15 protein-coding genes are annotated in these 18,090 nt (G+C 40.4%); 8 read left to right on the plus strand and 7 right to left on the minus strand.

Going from position 1 to position 18,090, the window contains the following annotated elements; translation table 11 throughout:
- Positions 1-272: 272 nt before the first annotated feature.
- Positions 273-1,808 (plus strand): AbgT family transporter, encoded by a 1,536-nt coding sequence (locus M3191_RS13310; RefSeq protein ID WP_251700870.1) that lies wholly within the window; start codon positions 273-275, stop codon positions 1,806-1,808.
- A gap of 120 nt (positions 1,809-1,928) precedes the next feature.
- On the opposite strand, the gene M3191_RS13315 is transcribed toward M3191_RS13310, so the two are convergent.
- The 6 genes from M3191_RS13315 to M3191_RS13340 all read right to left on the minus strand — a co-directional run bounded on the left by M3191_RS13315 (position 1,929) and on the right by M3191_RS13340 (position 7,846).
- Positions 1,929-2,702 carry an SH3 domain-containing protein gene (locus tag M3191_RS13315; RefSeq protein ID WP_251700871.1) on the minus strand — a complete coding sequence of 258 codons (774 nt, stop codon included), beginning with the start codon at positions 2,700-2,702 and terminating at the stop codon, positions 1,929-1,931.
- Positions 2,703-3,049: 347 nt separating this feature from the next.
- The gene (locus M3191_RS13320) at positions 3,050-3,541 is read right to left on the minus strand and encodes a DUF1456 family protein (RefSeq protein WP_251700872.1); all 492 of its coding nucleotides are present in this window, start codon (positions 3,539-3,541) and stop codon (positions 3,050-3,052) included.
- A 227-nt stretch (positions 3,542-3,768) separates the two neighbouring features.
- Positions 3,769-4,506 (minus strand): hypothetical protein, encoded by a 738-nt coding sequence (locus tag M3191_RS13325; RefSeq protein WP_251700873.1) that lies wholly within the window; start codon positions 4,504-4,506, stop codon positions 3,769-3,771.
- The gene (locus M3191_RS13330; protein WP_251700874.1) at positions 4,478-5,371 is read right to left on the minus strand and encodes an ATP-binding cassette domain-containing protein; all 894 of its coding nucleotides are present in this window, start codon (positions 5,369-5,371) and stop codon (positions 4,478-4,480) included. The genes M3191_RS13325 and M3191_RS13330 overlap by 29 nt, the downstream gene beginning before the upstream one ends.
- Positions 5,372-5,386: 15 nt before the next feature.
- Positions 5,387-6,580: a hypothetical protein gene (locus M3191_RS13335; protein ID WP_251700875.1), complete on the minus strand. Its 1,194-nt coding sequence runs from the start codon at positions 6,578-6,580 to the stop codon at positions 5,387-5,389.
- A 27-nt stretch (positions 6,581-6,607) separates the two neighbouring features.
- A complete protein-coding gene (locus M3191_RS13340; protein WP_251700876.1) occupies positions 6,608-7,846 on the minus strand; it encodes a hypothetical protein in 1,239 nt (412 codons plus the stop codon).
- Between the two features lie 473 nt (positions 7,847-8,319).
- Here M3191_RS13340 and M3191_RS13345 point away from each other — a divergent pair, with 473 nt between their 5' ends.
- Entirely contained in the window at positions 8,320-8,940 is a 621-nt protein-coding gene (locus M3191_RS13345; RefSeq protein WP_251700877.1) for an NUDIX hydrolase, read from the plus strand.
- A gap of 167 nt (positions 8,941-9,107) precedes the next feature.
- Here M3191_RS13345 and M3191_RS13350 read toward each other — a convergent pair whose 3' ends face one another.
- A complete protein-coding gene (locus tag M3191_RS13350; RefSeq protein WP_251700878.1) occupies positions 9,108-9,956 on the minus strand; it encodes an STAS domain-containing protein in 849 nt (282 codons plus the stop codon).
- 199 nt (positions 9,957-10,155) lie between these two features.
- On the opposite strand from M3191_RS13350, the gene M3191_RS13355 reads away from it, so the two are divergent.
- The 6 genes from M3191_RS13355 to M3191_RS13380 all read left to right on the plus strand — a co-directional run bounded on the left by M3191_RS13355 (position 10,156) and on the right by M3191_RS13380 (position 17,819).
- Positions 10,156-10,989, plus strand: a complete 834-nt coding sequence (locus tag M3191_RS13355) for an STAS domain-containing protein (protein WP_251700879.1) — start codon at positions 10,156-10,158, stop codon at positions 10,987-10,989.
- Between the two features lie 170 nt (positions 10,990-11,159).
- A complete protein-coding gene (locus M3191_RS13360) occupies positions 11,160-13,088 on the plus strand; it encodes a bifunctional metallophosphatase/5'-nucleotidase (protein ID WP_251700880.1) in 1,929 nt (642 codons plus the stop codon).
- Between the two features lie 904 nt (positions 13,089-13,992).
- Complete coding sequence (locus tag M3191_RS13365) at positions 13,993-14,259, plus strand: ArsR/SmtB family transcription factor (protein ID WP_251700881.1); 267 nt, start codon at positions 13,993-13,995, stop codon at positions 14,257-14,259.
- 416 nt (positions 14,260-14,675) lie between these two features.
- On the plus strand, positions 14,676-15,620 hold the full coding sequence (locus M3191_RS13370; RefSeq protein WP_251700882.1) for an LLM class oxidoreductase: 945 nt from the start codon (positions 14,676-14,678) through the stop codon (positions 15,618-15,620).
- 139 nt (positions 15,621-15,759) lie between these two features.
- Positions 15,760-16,758 (plus strand): zinc-binding alcohol dehydrogenase family protein, encoded by a 999-nt coding sequence (locus M3191_RS13375; RefSeq protein ID WP_251700883.1) that lies wholly within the window; start codon positions 15,760-15,762, stop codon positions 16,756-16,758.
- Between the two features lie 542 nt (positions 16,759-17,300).
- Entirely contained in the window at positions 17,301-17,819 is a 519-nt protein-coding gene (locus M3191_RS13380; protein WP_251700884.1) for a DUF4871 domain-containing protein, read from the plus strand.
- Positions 17,820-18,090: the final 271 nt, after the last annotated feature.

The following is an 18,090-nucleotide window of genomic DNA, read 5'->3' on the forward strand; positions in this document are numbered from 1 at the left end:
TTCAATTCAGAATTGATTGGTGCCTTGTACTTTTATTTGCCGCCATTTTTCTAATTGTCCACCAACACTGATTTTATTACTTTTTTTATTACAAATGCCTTGTTATTAAGTCTACATAAATATGTAACACTAATAAGACGTTTCTTCCTAGTTAGTTATTTTAAAAACCTATTCAAATTTCAAATGATTTTCATTATACTAAGGTTTGGCTAAGAAGGGTTTTAATTGTCATAATAATTAATTGTATTTTTACCAGGAGAAAGGGGTTTCCCATGCAAACGAAACGTAAAGGGTTTTTCCAAAAGTTTTTAGATATGATCGAAACAACCGGAAACCGCTTGCCACATCCCGTCACGCTATTTGCATTGCTTGCGTTACTTGTCATTGTACTATCTGCTGTCGTTTCTTCCTTCGGGATCAGTGTTCCGCATCCCGGTAAAGAAGGAGAAGTAATTGAAGTTACGAACCTTCTTACAGTAGAAGGCATTCACTATATCATTACGAATATGACCGCGAACTTCATTGGCTTCGCTCCACTGGGCGTCGTGCTTATTACGATGCTTGGAATCGGATTAGCCGAAGGATCGGGTCTGATCAGTGCGATGCTTCGTGGGTTTGTCATGTCTGTACCAAAGCAACTGATTACGTTAGGACTCGTTTTCGCAGGTGTCATGTCCAGTGTTGCTTCTGATGCGGGTTATGTTGTACTTCCGCCATTAGGCGCCGTCATCTTCGCTGCACTCGGACGTCATCCACTTGCCGGACTTGCTGCGGCATTCGCTGGTGTTTCCGGTGGATTTAGCGCTAACTTATTGCTGTCGGGAACAGATGCTTTACTAGGTGAGCTGACAATTATGTCTGCGGCAATCATCGATCCTGCTTATGCAGATGGCATGAACATCGCAATGAACTATTACTTCATCGCGGCTTCCGTGTTTGTTCTTACAATCGTCGGAGCTTGGGTAACCGAGAAAATTGTTGAACCGCGTCTTGGAGAGTACAACGGAGAATTCCGTGAAAAAGTTGAGAAGCTTACATCTATCGAGAAAAAGGGCCTTCTATGGGCGGGTCTTTCATTACTCGTTGCAGGAATTCTTGTCTCCTTGCTTGTTCTACTACCAGGTGCGCCTCTTCGTGGAGACGAAGCGGACATGCCTATTATCAAATCACCATTCATGAAATCACTTGTGCCGATCATCGCCTTCCTGTTCTTCGTTCCGGGACTCGTGTACGGTAAAGTGACAAAAGAAATTCGGAATGACAAAGATGTCGCAAGAATGCTGACCGCAACAATGGCTGCTATGGGTACATTCATCGTATTGTCCTTTACAGCGAGCCAGTTCGTCGCATTCTTCTCTGAGTCAAACATGGGGCTAGTACTCGGTGTGTACGGTGCGAAGTTCCTTGAAAGTATCAACTTGACAGGTATTCCACTTATACTATTATTCATCGTCATTGCGGCATTCATTAACCTGTTCATCGGTAGTGCCTCCGCAAAATGGGCGATGATGGCACCAGTATTCGTACCGATTATGATGAAGCTTGGCTATTCACCAGAACTGACACAAATGGCTTACCGAATTGCCGACTCATCAACAAATATCATTTCGCCACTAATGACGTACTTTGCGATTATTATCGCTTTCGCACAAAAATACGATAAAAAAATGGGTATCGGTACACTGATCTCTGTCATGTTCCCGTACTCTATGTTCTTCCTGTTAGTGTGGAGCCTTACTCTCATCGTCTGGATGCTATTCGGCATCGATCTCGGACCTGGGTCTCCTATTCACTACAACGGAAACTAAGACTAAAGCACAACCTTCTATTATGGGTTGTGCTTTTTTCATGCTATACATAATTTTTTTGTACACCTATTAGTAATTACAAATTGCCTAACCGCAAATAAAACCTTCACCAATGGCCATTTAATTCGCTTCCTTCACAGACACCAACTCCGTAAAAATCTTGCCATTTTTATCTGTGATTTTTAAGATTCCGATCCCTTTTGCGAAGTAAACTCTCGAGCCGCTCGGATAACGAAGAATGACGACGTTCTTAAATGTGCCGGCTTTTACGGAGACTGTTTTCGTCGTGCTCTCAACCAGAACCTTTTGCTCCTCGAACATCAAAGATGAATCTATAATGGTAGCCCCTTGTTTCAATGGATAGGGGACGTTGATGAAGATGTGGTCGGAACTCGATACACCCATAAGCAGTCTTTTCCTGTCTTCGATGTAGGTGAAGTTCGATAAATCCGGGTAGAGGGAACTCTTTTTATTGTATAAGTACGTGTATTCATCATCTTTCTCTACAGTAAACGTCTCTTTCTTCTCTTCTAAGAACGATGGTGCATACGTAAGAATCAACCCAGCCTTAGGCGCGAGGCCACCGGTGACAGTCGTTAATGCGGCTTTCGGGTTTTTCTTGGATAAAGCGGACGTATACACATATCCTTTGCTGTTACCGGCTTGTACATAGGACCATCCCTTTGCTGAAGAGATTACAGTAACTTTCGAATGGTTCTTAATGGTGCCAAGCTTTTTCGCATTTTGTTTTGGTTCTGCACGCAGGACAATATCATTTTTCGCATGGACGTACATTTCGGTTGTTGCTTTAGCGGTTGTATGCGTAGGAAACGCATAAGAACAACCAAGGATCAACACCATCATTGCTACGAATATTTTTCTAATTTCAACCACTCCTCACTATAGTTACTACTAAACGAGGTTATGAAGCATGTTTTGAAAATAGAACATATTGCAGGGGGGGACGCCAGGCAGGAAGCTCACCGTTCAGGAAGTGTATGGACTAGATAATAGTCTTTACCCTATACCTGTGAAATAAATTCGGATCTGTTAGCGAATGATGAATGCCAATTGCTCCACAATAAAAAAATCCATCCTTGAGTGTCTAGCTCACATAGGATGGATTATTTCACCTTGGGTAGATTCCCCTTGTAGGGAACCTTCTATTACAGACCGCCAACTGTTGGCAGCATTTTGACGGCCATATAGATAACTAAATACCTGTGCTTTACACCTTAACATTAGGCCCTATATTTCATAGCTAAGCCTTTTAAGAAGTTCCTGGCGTATCGATCCAGGCACGGTTTATAATTCTTGTGCCCTTCTTTTCTCAAGACAGCACTTAGTTCGCCTTTTGATATCGTGACTCCCGCATTCTCCAAAATCTCAAGCATATCCTCACTTGTTAATGCGAGCGCAATTTTCACTTTCTTAAGTAGGAGATTATTAACGCTTTCATTCGTCATGGCAGATACTGCCGGAGCTTGTCCTGGTTTTGGTTCTTGTTTTCCTCTTTTATAGATAATCAGACCATTTAAAAATGAATCCAACATTTGATTCGTACACTTCATTTGTTCTTCATTTTCCGTTTCATCATCATTTGATTTTGTAAGCAACAGCAGCACATCTTCTTTTGTCACTTCAACGCCGCCAAGTTTAAAAATGTCAACCATCTCAGTATTCGTAAAATCCAAAGCATATCGTAATCGAATTAATATATCATTATTATTCATTGTAGACCTCCTGTATATAGTGCTGTACGTACAAAATGACCATCCTTATTATTGCCATCTTGAGTGTTACTATTATTTATTTAATCGATTTAACCCTAATAATAGCACAAAAAATTAATCTTAATTCAAATGCTATATATTACAAAAAAGAATTACACATTCTAGAAAACAAGAAAACCACTCTCAGCCGTTGCAAGCTAAAGAGTGGCTATTGACAAAAAAGTCGATCAAGAGTCGGTGTCACCCGCTTCGCTCACCGGTTCAAAGTATACAGCCGAAACTTTTGAAACACGTACCTTCTGGCCTTCTTGCAACTGAACTAGACTTTTGGAATTTGTCAATCCGCCTCCCAGCAATTCAAATAGGCGAGGGTCTTTACCTTCTTCAATAATTTGTACAAAGCCATGCCCATTGGAGATGCTCATTGTATAATTCCCCGGCTCAATGTCCAATCCGACATCCCATATGCCTGCTGTCAACTCTGTGGAAAGCTCTGTCTTCACAGGGGAGATTGTTACTGTATTATAGCCACCGTCAAAAATAATCGAAAACGTTGAATCGATATCCGCGGTTAATGTAGGCACACCAGCCTTCTCTCCTACGATTTCCCGAAAGAGCAAGTTATCATCTTTATCGTAAACATAAATATTACCTGATGGATAACCGGTCAGTGCATACCTTCCAGCCTCTAGAGTTACCTTTGCTCCTTTTTTTGTAGGCATCGGTGCGTACTTTCTTGTTGCTTCTTTATTATTCCGATCTACTGTCGTGAAAATGGCCGGATGAATCTTTCCGATGATTTCATCTCTTGTAGTTCCTGTAATTTCATAGTTGTCAGCATATACGCTTATCATTTCCGACTTCTTACCTTGTAAATTATGACAACCTGACAAAAATAACACGCAACTAAAAATTCCAATTAACATTCCCTTGGCATCAAACCGTTTTTCCATAATATTTTTCATAATACTCCACCGTCCCCAATGGCCCGATTGTCATTTCCTTATTATATTTAAGCATCCGGCCCATCCATTTTGATTGTTCCGACTCACTCATTCCACCTAACGGAATGCATAATAAGTAATTGGCTATAAACATATGACCCTCTGGTAAATCCAGTTCACTTTTAATCGATTCGTACTGTTCAGCACTCACGTCAAGTTTAAGAAAATTTTCATTTTCACCTGTGAATTTTTGTTCATGGACAAACTTTCCGTCTTTCAAAAATAGAACTCGGTCGGCGTAAAGGTCTAAGTTTGCCAACAAGTGCGAAGCGACAAATATGAGCTTATCCTGCTTCATTTCCATTAAACATTCTGATATGAGAGCGACATTTTCAACATCCAGACCATTCATCACTTCATCCATCAACATAATCGGCGTGTCTGCTGCCATCATCATCGAGAAACATAATCGTTGTCGCATCCCTAATGAATACGTTCGGACTTTCCGTTTCACATAATGCCCCATGTTAAGACGTTTAATGATGGAAGGTACATGCTTCGTCGATCCTTTCCACATATTTGCGTAAAGTTTCATATGATCTACACCGGACAATTCTTCAAATAAGTCCTTTTGTTCCGGAAAGGTCGCCAACATCCGATGAATATGCAATTCTTCCTTTTCATTCCGGTACGTATATTTCCCATCAAAAAAAACATGTCCGGAATCGGGTTTCACAAAGTTCGCCATCACATTGAACATCGTTGTCTTACCTGTTCCATTCGGTGCGGCGACACCTATAATCTCCCCTTTATTCGCTGTTAAATCCAATGAATCCAATACGATTTTATCATTATATGCAATCGTTACATTTGATAATTTCAGCATCTATTCCCCAGCCTTTCAACTAATTTTCATTGGGATCGTTTCCACTTTTTGAATATGCAAAAGCTTATTCCTAAAATATAAAATTGACATGACAAGAAAAGTGAGGAGGACAAGCCAACTATACGCGTGTTTGAAATCGAGTTCTTCAATCCCATATTCCTTAGCTGCTTCGCCACTTAGAACCGCGCTAATATCAATGAATTTGAGTGGATAGAGCCAATTTGTCTCCACTCCAACAGCTAGAAGAAGTTGTGGTGATAGTAATATAAATAGCAATATAACAATTGCTGCGTACAAGTTTTTTGTCACGAGGTTAAGTAACAGGAAAGTAAATAAAAGCAAAAGTGCAATCAAGCCAAACGCGACGAACATGAGAAATAAATAGCGCAACATGGATATTGCGATAAAATCCGCGTCCTGATAAATGAGTACAGGGGTTCTAAAGTCTCCCCACCCGGTTTTTCTCGATACATAATAACCGCCTATTAAAATACTTGCAGATAGGAAGAGCATAATTTGTACGAAATGAACCCCTACTTTACTAGCTGCTTTTTGCATGAAGGAAATGGGAAATCCATTCACGACAGAAGGATGCTGTTGATCATTTAATAGCATGCTGCTTCCCGCAAACAATACTAGCAGGCAAAACATGACACCGCTTATTTGGCGCAATGCCACCGGTATGTAATTGCTAGCTTTAAATTGATCTTGGATGAGGGTAAGTTCATGTTCTAAGTGATACCGATAGAGTGCATTTTCTTTTTGGATTTCGTCAATTGGAACAATATACTCCTTTTGTATCCCTTTATTCCCTCGTCGATGCAACTCAAGACGTAATTCATTCAGCTGAAGTCCAGCCTCAAAAAAATTTTGCAAGTTAGGTCCTGCACCAAAAAAACCAAGAAAGATTCCTTGTTCTTCATTTCGTAAGTAAAGCCTTTGCATGTTAAGCAATGAAGATTGTTGTATTAAATTGCTGCGAATTTCTTTTCCCTCTTCGGTCTGCCAAACAGAACCTGGAAACTTGTCGAGAATCTCAGGGAAATTCTCTGCTTCCTCATTCTTCTCTTCCCTTAAGTCAACCATATCCAATTTACTGTAATGAGAGTAATAAAGCGGGAAAAAGAGAATCAATGCAACACCTAACAACCAATTTTTCTTATTTAATAGTAATAACTTCGTTTCAAATATTACATATTTCCAAAACATGATTGTAAACTTCCTCCTTCCCGGCTTTTAACTTGCTTGATAGAATCGGCGTTTATTAATAACATGAGAAACGATAAACAGGATGACTTCAATGATAAAGTACGTAATAAGTAGTACGAGGACGCCTTTTGCATAGGTTATCGTTTCCGTGTTCAATAAAAAATTCTTTTCCCCATCAACTATTTTTCCAAAGTCAAAATAAGTCTGTGGGAACAGGCTGATGTCCTTGCCGAACAATTCTTGCGTAGAGCGCGCATAATAAAGTCGCTCTGAGAACAGTATCAAACTGCTAATAAATAAGACAATCCATTCATTTTTAAAAAGTAAGCTTAGGACGACATTCAACCTTACAAATAGCATGACTAATAACGGTACGACAACAAGCGTCTTTCCTAAATAGGCTGCCAGTGAAACGACACTGTATTCCTCAATTGTAAACGTTTGTTGCCTAATCATAATCGGAACATTCAAATCGAAATACCCGAACCCAAACTGAATCGTCATGACAAGTACTCCGACAACGATAACGCTAACAATGAACGCCATTGAAAAAAGAAATGCCGACAGTGATTTTAAATTCAGTTGGCGATACCAAGATAATGGTAAGCCTTGGAGGACCGCCTGATATTTTCGATCCCTTGAAAGAACATCACTACTAAAATAAATGACGCAAAATAAAAGGAAGTATACCCCATAGTTTTGCAGAAAAATCTGCAATGTTTGCAATCCCGTTTTCTCATACATCAAACCAAATGTGATGTGGTAATCCTTATTGAGATAATCCTCATACTTCATCATCGTTTGGTAATAGGCATGCTGCCGATCCTTTTCAGGAAATGGTACGGTCTGAAATAAATACCGATCCTCTAAATATTCACCTGGATTATTTTGCAAATAAAATGTCCTTAATTTGAGCAAGCGTTCAAAGTTTCGATTCTCAAAAGACTGCAACATTCCAGAAAACAAATCATAATTATGGTCATTCGTCGCATAAACGGGTGAACCCACTTGACGATCATAGGAATAGCTATGCCAAGGATAAACAAGACCGGTATTACCGATACTTCTCCATAGTTTTTGCTGGTCTTCCAAATAAGTTAAATATTCCTCCGTCTCCTTTTTATTAAATGCTTCCTTCGTATTAGCATACGGCCATAAAAGTAAACAATAGCTAAACAATAAAACGCCGATGAAGAAAACAAATGGAATCGTTCGTCTGCTTCTTGCTGTAATTAAAAATTCATGCTTTAAATAAGTTCGATTCATCCCAGCTTCCCCTTTTTATTTATAAATTGTGTTTTTTATAATTTCAAAATACTCCATTATATTATACTATACACATATAATTGTCATAGCTCAATAGTCTCTAGGGCAGTACGATTGTAGGACTCTCATTTGATATTTCTTTGTAAAAGTAAAATGGAAAAGCAGACATTTACTTTGTTAATGGAGGCTTGTGATAAGCACGAAGGGGATGGAATACCAGGTCCTCTGATAGGCATTATGGATGTATGCTAAGATAAGGCTCATTGGGGTAAGTTCTGGACTAGACTATCAGATTTCAAGAGGGAATATCTGTCCCATAATAGTTATTATGGAGATCTGATTAAGGTTTTAGCTTATACAATCTTTGGATATGGAAATTGGTCAAACAATGATCGAATCAGAAAAGGTTTGAAACCAATTCGATTTAAACAGTTGTAATGAATGACTGTTTTGGCGGAAAGGGGAATGATGTCATGAATCAGGAAAGATGGAGAGAACAACTGCTTAACAATCAAGAGTTGTTCATTGGTGAGGCGACGGCTCTCCGTTCGGCTGTTTTGATTCCACTCGTCCAGCTGGAAGGGCAATGGCGTGTGTTGTTCGAAGTCCGTTCGGCGATGATGAGGAGCCAGCCTGGCGATATTTGTTTTCCTGGCGGCCGAATTGATCCTACAGACGAATCACCTCTTTTCGCGGCGTTACGGGAAACGCATGAGGAGCTTGGAGTGAGCCCGGATACTGTAGAAGTGCTGGGTCCGCTAAGTCCGTATGTTGCTTCTCCGTCATTTGTAGTCTATCCGTTTGCGGGGATAGTGGATTATAAGGAAATCATTCGGTCTTATAATAAAAATGAGGTTGAGGAAGTGTTCACCGTGCCGCTTGATTATCTACTTAGTCATGAGCCGTATATGCATCCGGTTATGGTGAATCTCTCGCCCGATTCGAATTTTCCTTACGATAAGATCCGGAATGGTGAGAACTACCAATGGAGGGGGCGTACGATGGAAGAATGGTTTTTCGAGTACGGACCTTACACGATTTGGGGACTGACCGCGAGGATTTTGAAGCATTTTATTGAGATTATCCGTGAATAGTTCTGTGCAAATTGTTGTTGAAGGAAAACCAGAATAATTATGCTGCATCCTTTAAAGGGTGCTTTTCATATTACATGAGAAGGGATCTTTTTATTAAAGATAAAACCCAAAAAAAAATCCATCCTTGAGTGTCTAGCTCACAAAGGATGGATTATTAATACAACGTTTTAATCACGATTAAATTTTAGTTCTACTAGTGCCTGCTTCAAGGTTCCTTTTGTCATTTGATCACTAAAGTCCAATCCAAGACTTACAGCAGTCTGGGCAACTTCCGGCCTCACTCCTGTTATGATCGTTTGAACTCCCAGCAATTTTAGGGTAGAGCTCAAATTAAAGATATGTTGTGCCACCATTGTATCGACAATAGCTACCCCGGATAAGTCGAGTATTAAGTAAGATATCTTTAATCTTCCTACTTCCTTCGTCGTATTATCCATCAACATTAATGCCCGTTCAGTATCGATATCTCCGATTAATGGCAGTATGGCGATATCATCAGAAATTGAAACAATAGGTACAGACAATTCAATAAATGCTCTTTTAGCATTATCGAGGTTAACTGTGTAGAAGTTTACAAAGGTTAAGCTAAAACAGTAAACAGCATGATCAAGCAATGGATCGATGATCTTACATGTTGCTAACAATGATTTTACCGACATGTCATGGGTTATTACCGTGTTTTCAATTACTTCATGGATAAAGGTTCGATAAAGTGATGTATCTTTCAAGGCTTCATCTAATGGTACTCCAAGTTTATATACATACTCTGAAGTTTCCTTCGCCCATTTTTCTATTTGATCATAGGCCGTTTCTCTCTTTTCTGGTTTGGCCAAAAATTCTCCAAAGAGACCTATAAAGTTAGCTCTCATCCTTATTATTTCGTCTTCAATTTGTGAAGGGATTAATTGTCTTTGATCATCCGGAATCTCTGATAGCCTTAACTCATGAATTTTACGTGCTATATTAATTTTTTCTTCTACTAAAGTTCTCCCAAGTAACCCCATTTCGTTTATCATTAGCTCATTCCCCCTTTATAGAAAAATATATTTTATTTACCATTTTATTGTAATGCATACACTAGATTTCTGCAAACCAACAATTAATAATGTAAAGGACTCATAGTAATATTCCGAAAAATGAAAAATGTGGTAAAATCAATTAAGAGCAGCAAACGATTATACTCTTCAACATTGAGGGGTGCAGGAGGAATAGAAAATGTCGGAAACAAGGAAACTCTATCATTTCTTACTGAGCAAGGCAGAACAAATGACGGAAGAATGGTACGACAAGCTAGATAAAAGTGATCCGTCAGGCGTGTATTCTTCTACCGATCCTTTGGAGATTGAGAAATTGAAAGGGCAGAATTTTGCGTTCCACGAAAATGCTTTCAGAATATTAATCGAAGAAGAATCTGAAGTGATGAATCGGATGGAAAGCTGGATATTAGAGACGACGAGCGATCCTCAACTTATCAGTACACCTATTGAATTTATTATAAGAGAGTTTATGAGAACCCGGGATGTGTATTTTGGCTTCATTAAAGAGTTTGTGGATGAGAATAAAGAGTCGATGACCATTGAATCCACTTTGCATTATTATGAACTGATCATTAAAATAACCGATCAGGCGATTGTTTGGTATACACATGAAAGAAACAGGCATTTAAGAGAAAAACTGCGAATCCAAAAAGATGTGATAAATGAGTTAAGCGCCCCAGTCATTGCGTTGAGTGATCAAACAGCGTTGCTTCCGATTGTTGGAGAGCTGGATGCTGATCGGGCACGAATACTACTAGAGAACACATTAGAACAATGTGTGGCTAAAGGGATCAGCAGCCTCTATATAGATTTGTCAGGCGTGGGACTGATGGATACGATGGTTGCGCAACAGCTTTTCGGTCTAATACAGTCTTTAGAGTTGATAGGTGTCGGAACAACGTTATCCGGTATCAGACCGGAAATTGCCCTGACGGCGATTCAGTTAGGGATCTCTTTCGATAATGTACGGATCACTTCAAAGCTCGCACAAGCAATCCAACAAGGATCATAAGTGAATGATAGTAAACAAGAAAACCACTCCCAGCCGTTGCTCAAGAGTGGTTTCTCATACCTCACCAAAAAAACGGCGTGAAGTTCAGCTTCGCAGATATGCAGTAAGAGAGACAAACCGCAGAGACAGATGGAAGAGGGGGGATTCCGATTCGTAAAGTAGGGAGCAGTTTGGTTTCGTTCATTTTTATTACATCAATCGTCTTTTTTATGCCTATTCTTAAAGGAAGCGCAGATACACCCGGAGATTCCATCACAATCCTTTTCACGCATGACATGCACGACAATCTTCTTCCTTATGAAGTTGAGAGGGAACAAGGGAAAATGACCGTCGGCGGGTATGCCCGATTATCCAGCGCCATTCGGGAACAGAGGAGTAAAGATCCGGATGCGATTGTAGTGGATGCCGGTGATTTCTCGATGGGGACGCTGTTTCAAACTAATTTCACTTCACACGGACCCAGCTTGACCATGCTTGGCAAGATGGGATATGACGCGACCACATTTGGGAATCATGAATTTGACTTCCGTGCGGACGGCCTTGCGGAAAGCTTGCTCGCTGCGAAAGAAAGCGGCGTGCGGCTACCCAGCATTGTTATGTCCAATATGGAATTCCCGAAAGATGAAGATGGAAAGATAGCTGCCGACGTACAGTCTTTAAAAGAAGCGATGGATGCATACGGCGTAAAGGATTATATCGTCCTCGAACGTAAAGGGGTCAAGATCGGCATCTTGGGACTGATGGGAGAAGAAGCCGCCGGAAATGCCCCGATGTCTGGTGTGACTTTTCGTGACGCAGTAGAGAGCGCCAAGTCAACGGTCGCTGCATTGAAGGAAAAAGAGGGTGTCGACCTTGTGATTGCACTCTCCCATTCGGGGACAGCGACTGACCCGTCCAAATCGGAAGATGAACGACTGGCCAAGAGCGTGTCGGGTATTGATGTCATTATTAGTGGGCATAGCCATACGACACTCATGGAGCCGATCCTTGTGGGGGATACAGTTATCGTGTCGGCGGGCGAGTATGGAGAGAATTTAGGCATCCTCAACATTTCTCAGGACAGCAATGGTAACTGGGCAGTCAATCAGTACCAATTGCGGAAGATCGATGAATCGCTTCCTTCAGATCCAGTGATTGCCGAAACAATCGAGGACTATAAACAGACGATCCAGGAAGAGTACCTCAACCGCTTCGGCATGGAATTTGATGAAGTGCTCGCTGTATCACCTTTCGATTTCACCCCGTTTACAGAGCTCGGGGTTGAACAAAGAGAAGAGCCAATCGGCAATTTGATTGGTGACGCATTTATTCACACGATCCGGGAATTGGAAGGAAGCGCTTATGAGCCGATCGCTGCAGCGGTTGTGCCGTACGGGAATATCAGGGATTCATTCAGCAAGGGAACAATTACGGTTGCAGACGTTTTTAAGGTGTATTCATTAGGCGTCGGATTCGACGGCAGTTCCGGCTATCCACTGTTGGATATCTATTTAACGGGGAAGGAATTGAAAACCGTTGCGGAAGTCGATGCATCAATCACGCCGATTATGAATGAAGTCCAATTGTATATTGCTGGTTTAAGTTATACGTTTAATACAAACCGCTTCCTATTCAACAAAGTGACAGACATTCAATTGCAGTCTTTTGATGGCACAAAGGAAGAAATCGATGACGAAAAGCTCTACCGTGTCGTGGGCGGCTTATATTCCGTTCAAATGTTGCCCTATGTAAATGAAAAGTCATTCGGCCTTCTCTCGGTTGTCCCGAAGAATGAAGACGGCAGCCCCGTAACGAATTTTGAAGAACGGATCATTTACATGAATGATCAACAGGAAATGAAAGAATGGTATGCGATTGCGAATTACTTCAAATCCTTCGAGAAAATGGACGATGTCGCACAAGTACCTGCTTATTATGAACATGCAAAAGACAGGAAAATCGTCGAACACGATGCAAATATCTTAACGGTCCTTACAAAGCCGAATGGTATTATCTTAACCGCGTACGCCGTTTTGCTCACTTTTGTCGGCCTGCTTGCACTACTGATTGCCGTCTTACTGAAAAAGAGGAAACGTAAATTGGGGAAATTGCCTATGTGAAAAATACGTTGAAAAAAGAAGAAGCTTGATAGATCTAACGGGTTCGGTTGATGGGGAGAAAACCTATTTTTGTGGTAATTTATGTGCCTCTGCTAATTGCGCTGCTAATAAGATTGTTGATTGGGGGTTGAGAAAATTTGTTGGAAATAACTCAAGACGTTTAAGGGAGTACAAGATTTTGTGCTAAAATAGAGCAATGGGAAGACGGATTATTCAGCAAACTGGCCATTTGGATAATTATGTTATCATGAAAAGAGATATTGCAATTGTAATTTGTTTAAAGGAACAATTTTATTTTTTAAAAGAAAGAATATTAAAGTAAAAGAATTGGAGGATGAATGGAATGGCTAGCAAATGTTATGATTGTGGGAACACAAACGAGGAAGAGATTGAGTATAAGACGGTAACTACTAACGAAGGTGACGGGAACGAAAAAAAGATAAAACTTTGGTTATGCGTAGATAACGATGATTGTGATATGAGAGTGTCTAACAAGTACCGCGCTAATAAGTAAAGAAGGGCAATTCGAGCAATACCAAAGTGGAAGAAGTGTAATTTTAATTTGTGAGTCATTCTATTGCAGAAACCTGACGGCAGATGGTTGGATTATTTTCGCATCTGGTCAATTCGGCTATATAAAATAATTTACCTTCTTTCAGATGATGGGTGCTTGTCTTCAATAGCACTGACTTAGTTGATTGGAGCGGAAATCAACGGGTTACAAGTTATACGATTATCGGGCGCGTTTATTTAAGAACGTGCCTTTTTCGTGAATGGGGCCATATTGTTGAAGAAAGAGATTCAACAATGGAATTGCTATCCTTTGACTTCATACTCATTTCAAGATACGCTATTTTAGTATTCACTGAAATAGAAAATAGCAGTTGAGAGGAAGTAGTGTACAGTGACTGAGGATTTCAAAGTAAATCTTTACAAAGCGCTCGGTGAAACGACACGATTAAAAATTGTAGAAATTCTTGTGAAACATCCCGAGTTGTCTTGTCAAGAAATTGTCGATCAATTAAACATTGCCGCCAACTCTACATTGACTTATCATTTAAAACCTCTACTTGATTGTGGATTGCTATCCGTTCGCCGTGAAGGAACTTTTCGGTACTATAGGTTAGAACGCCCAATCCTCGAGCAGTACGCCCCCGCTTTACTATTATAAATAAAGCGGAATATTTATCTTCTCTATTTCAGGATTTATTGAAATACATAACTGCACTTAGGCCTTGGAGAAGTACTTTCTAGGCACATTAATAAAAAAGTTACTCAATGTCCACATTGCTCTCAAGGGGTACTCCCATACTATACGTCATCTATGTGGCGATATTTACTATATATTTCAGTACTTATAGAAATACCGAAGCAAGGAAAGTTTAGATGACTAAAAGTAATGAAGGAAGCGTGTGTGGGACAAAAGCAATGCTGAAAGAGCAGGTGATTATTTCCGTCATGGGGGAACACTAGGCAAGATTAGCCGAATTGAAAACAGCTTACCTATGCGTAGTAAAGCCCCCCCTACACACTTCAAAATAAATCTTAAACAAGTTTCGATTATTGAAAGGACAGGCTAGAAATCACATGAATAAATTTGAAAAACATAATGGATATTCGAGAACATTTCAAGAAAACAAACTGACTTTAGGTTTGACTTTTCCCCTTGAAGCCTATCAGGGCAACGTTCCGAAAATGTACTTGGACCAGCAAATAAACCTGGCCAAAGTTGCTGAAAAGGGGAATTTTGCTTCTCTATTTGCGCGTGATGTTCCATTAAATGATCCTTCATTCGGAGATGCAGGACAAATGTATGATCCATGGGTATTCCTTAGTTATATCGCAGCGCATACAAAGGAGATCGCCCTAGGAACAGCGAGCGCAATTACATCGTTTCAACATCCGTTAAACCTTGCTAAATCAGCGGCTTCCATGGATCGAATTTCAGGTGAAAGGCTTTTACTTGGCCTTGCAACTGGGGATCGTCCGATTGAATTCACAGCTTTTGATGTAGATCGGGAAAAAAGAGCTGAATTGTTTAGGGAGGCTTTGTATGTGATGAGGGAAGCTTGGGCAAAGTCATTTCCGTCGATTCAGACAGACGGAGTAAATCTGACAGGAACAACAGACATTCTGCCCAAACCAGTTGTGGGTGATATTCCCACATTTGTAACAGGTTTTTCCGGGCAATCGCTGGAATGGATTGCGGAAAACAGCGATGGATGGCTTAGTTATCCACGTAACCCGGCGCAACAACAGAAACTTATTCATGAGTTTCGGACATTAACTGATCGATTTAAACCGTTTGCCCAATCGCTATATGTTGATTTAACTGAAGATCCGAATGAGGGACCAACGCCTATTCACTTAGGATTCAAGAGCGGTCATAAATTCTTAATTGACTATCTGAATTCCTTGCAAGAAGCCGGAGTGAACCACGTGATAATCAATACCAAATTTGTTCATCGCCCTGTGGAAGAGGTCATACGAGAATTAGCGGAAGAAGTCGTCCCTTATTTTCCCGCGCTGTAACAGTTGTAACGCCTAAAAAAGGGTTCGTCCAAGGGGTGCGGATTAGAAGTTCTTAACGAGATAGTAAAAAACTCAATTTCAGGAAGACTTTTAAAAATGGAAATGAACATCTAAACATACTATACGAGGAGGATGAATGATGAAAGCTGTTGGATTACATCATAAAGAACATTTTCAAGATTTAACTATAGAGAGGCCGGTACCAAAAGGCAGGGATTTGCTTGTAGAAATAAAGGCAGTTTCCATGAATCCGGTGGATACGAAGGTCCGGGCTTCAACAGATCCCGCTGATGGACCAAAAGTTTTTGGATATGATGCGAGTGGTGTTGTTATTGAAACCGGCGGGGAGTGTAAACTGTTTAAACCGGGTGACGAAGTTTACTATGCCGGAGATATTACACGTCCAGGAACGAATAGCCAGTATCATCTTGTAGACGAACGCATTGTTGGTCATAAGCCCAAAAAGTTGAGTTATGCGGAAGCGGCGGCTATGCCGTTGACGGGCCTAACTGCTTGGGAAGGACTTTTTGAGCGGCTCATGATCGACATGGGGGATCAAGGAAATACGGAGCGTTCGATTTTAATTATCGGTGGTGCAGGTGGAGTTGAATCAATTGCCATTCAGCTTGCAAAATTAGCTGGCCTTAACGTCATCGCAACGGCCTCACGAGAAGAAACGGAGCGTTGGTGTCGAGATCTGGGGGCAGATATGATTCTAAATCACCGTCACCCATTAAAACCACAACTCGTAGAGCAAGGATTGAATGACGTTGACTATATTTTTAATACCAGCAGTACGGAAGAGCATTGGGAAAACATGGTGGAATGCATTGCCCCTCAAGGTAAAATCTGTGCGATTGTAGAAATGAAAGGCTCTCTCCCCCTAGACGATTTACAAGCAAAGAGTGCAACATTTGTATGGGAATTTATGTTTACCAGATCAAGTTTCCAGACAAAAGATATGGTTAGACAACATCAACTCCTTAACCATATGGCGTATTTGTTAGACGGCGGTCAGCTTCGAACAACGTTAACGGAAACCTACGAGCCGATTAATGCCAAGACGATCCAGCAAGCACATGAAAAACTTGAAAGCGGCACAATGATTGGTAAACTCGTAGTAGAAAATTTTGAGTGAAGTAAGCGAAAGGCGCGATTGTTGAACAAATGATAGGACAATAAAAAATGCCCAGGTAATATGCTAACGGGTTCGGTTGATGGGGAGAAAACAGCAAATAACACAGCATTTGGGGACACAATTCACATATGAATAGGTGTCCCCTTTTTTGTTGTTATATCAACATTTAAACGCTTTACACGGACAAATTAGCACCCCAATTGACACCTGAATTAACAACACCGCATAAATTTATGTGGTGTTGCTAATTGGCGTGCTAAAGTGAAGTTCATTACACCTAAAAACCACAATGCGGAAACGGTAGATTGGCTCATCTCGGAGCGTGCAAGAAGTATCGTCTCAACGATTGGGGATAGCGGATAAAAAATTCGACTTGGAAGATATTCTTTACCTTAGGTAGTTAAATTAGTGCGAAAGGAAAAACAAGCTCCTTATATCCGAATATTTAGAGGACTATCGGAGTTTTATGTTAAACTATTAATAGTCAGAATGGTCAATCATGGGGTCGTGTAATCTTTGTCTAATGATAATAGGAGGTTATCATGAAAAAAATTATTGTAGGGTTATTATTAACGGCAATGTTAGCGGGATGTTCAGAGGAAACAAAAGTTGTTGAGGAAAAATGGGATGTTAGCCCAACTTTTGAAATACCAGTTACTTTCGGCGATGGCTCCAAAGGCGAGTATATTTTGATCGGAGAGAAAGAAAAATTGGGTTTTTTAATTGGTTCTGGAAAAGAGGGAGAAGCTGAAGCTCAACCAATTATTGCAGAAAAGGCTGCGAAATATATGTGGCATTTTTGGGGAGAAAAAGAAGATTTCAATGGAAAGTTAAAAGTTGTCGGCATTAACGAAAAAGGAGAAGAACATAAAGTCCTTATTAAAAATGCGAATAACGAAAAAGTTTGGGAGTATCCAGAAGTTGGAGTAAGTCCTAACAATGGAGCTGATACACATGTTCCATCAAATATGGAATTTCCAACACCAGGACTATGGAAATTAAAAGTTTATATTGGAGATAAATTATTCGGTGAAATCGTTGTAAATGTATTAGAGAGTTAACCTAATTTTCTACTTCACAATAGGCGCTATCAACTATATAATCTTTTGCTGTACGAAAGGATGCCTTTACATCAAAAAACGCTCAGAAAAATTGATGTGACCCCTAAAAGTTAGAGTTTTATATTACGCAGCTAGTTGGCTGGTGTGAAGGCGGTATTGAACCGGACTCATGCCAGCCAGTTCTTGCCCTACGAGGATATATCAGTCCACATCAACGGCTGATGATAAAAACCATTCTAAATCATATTGACTTTCTTAGTGACCAGATTGA

The organism is Sporosarcina luteola (genome assembly GCF_023715535.1).
Lineage (GTDB): Bacteria > Bacillota > Bacilli > Bacillales_A > Planococcaceae > Sporosarcina > Sporosarcina luteola_B.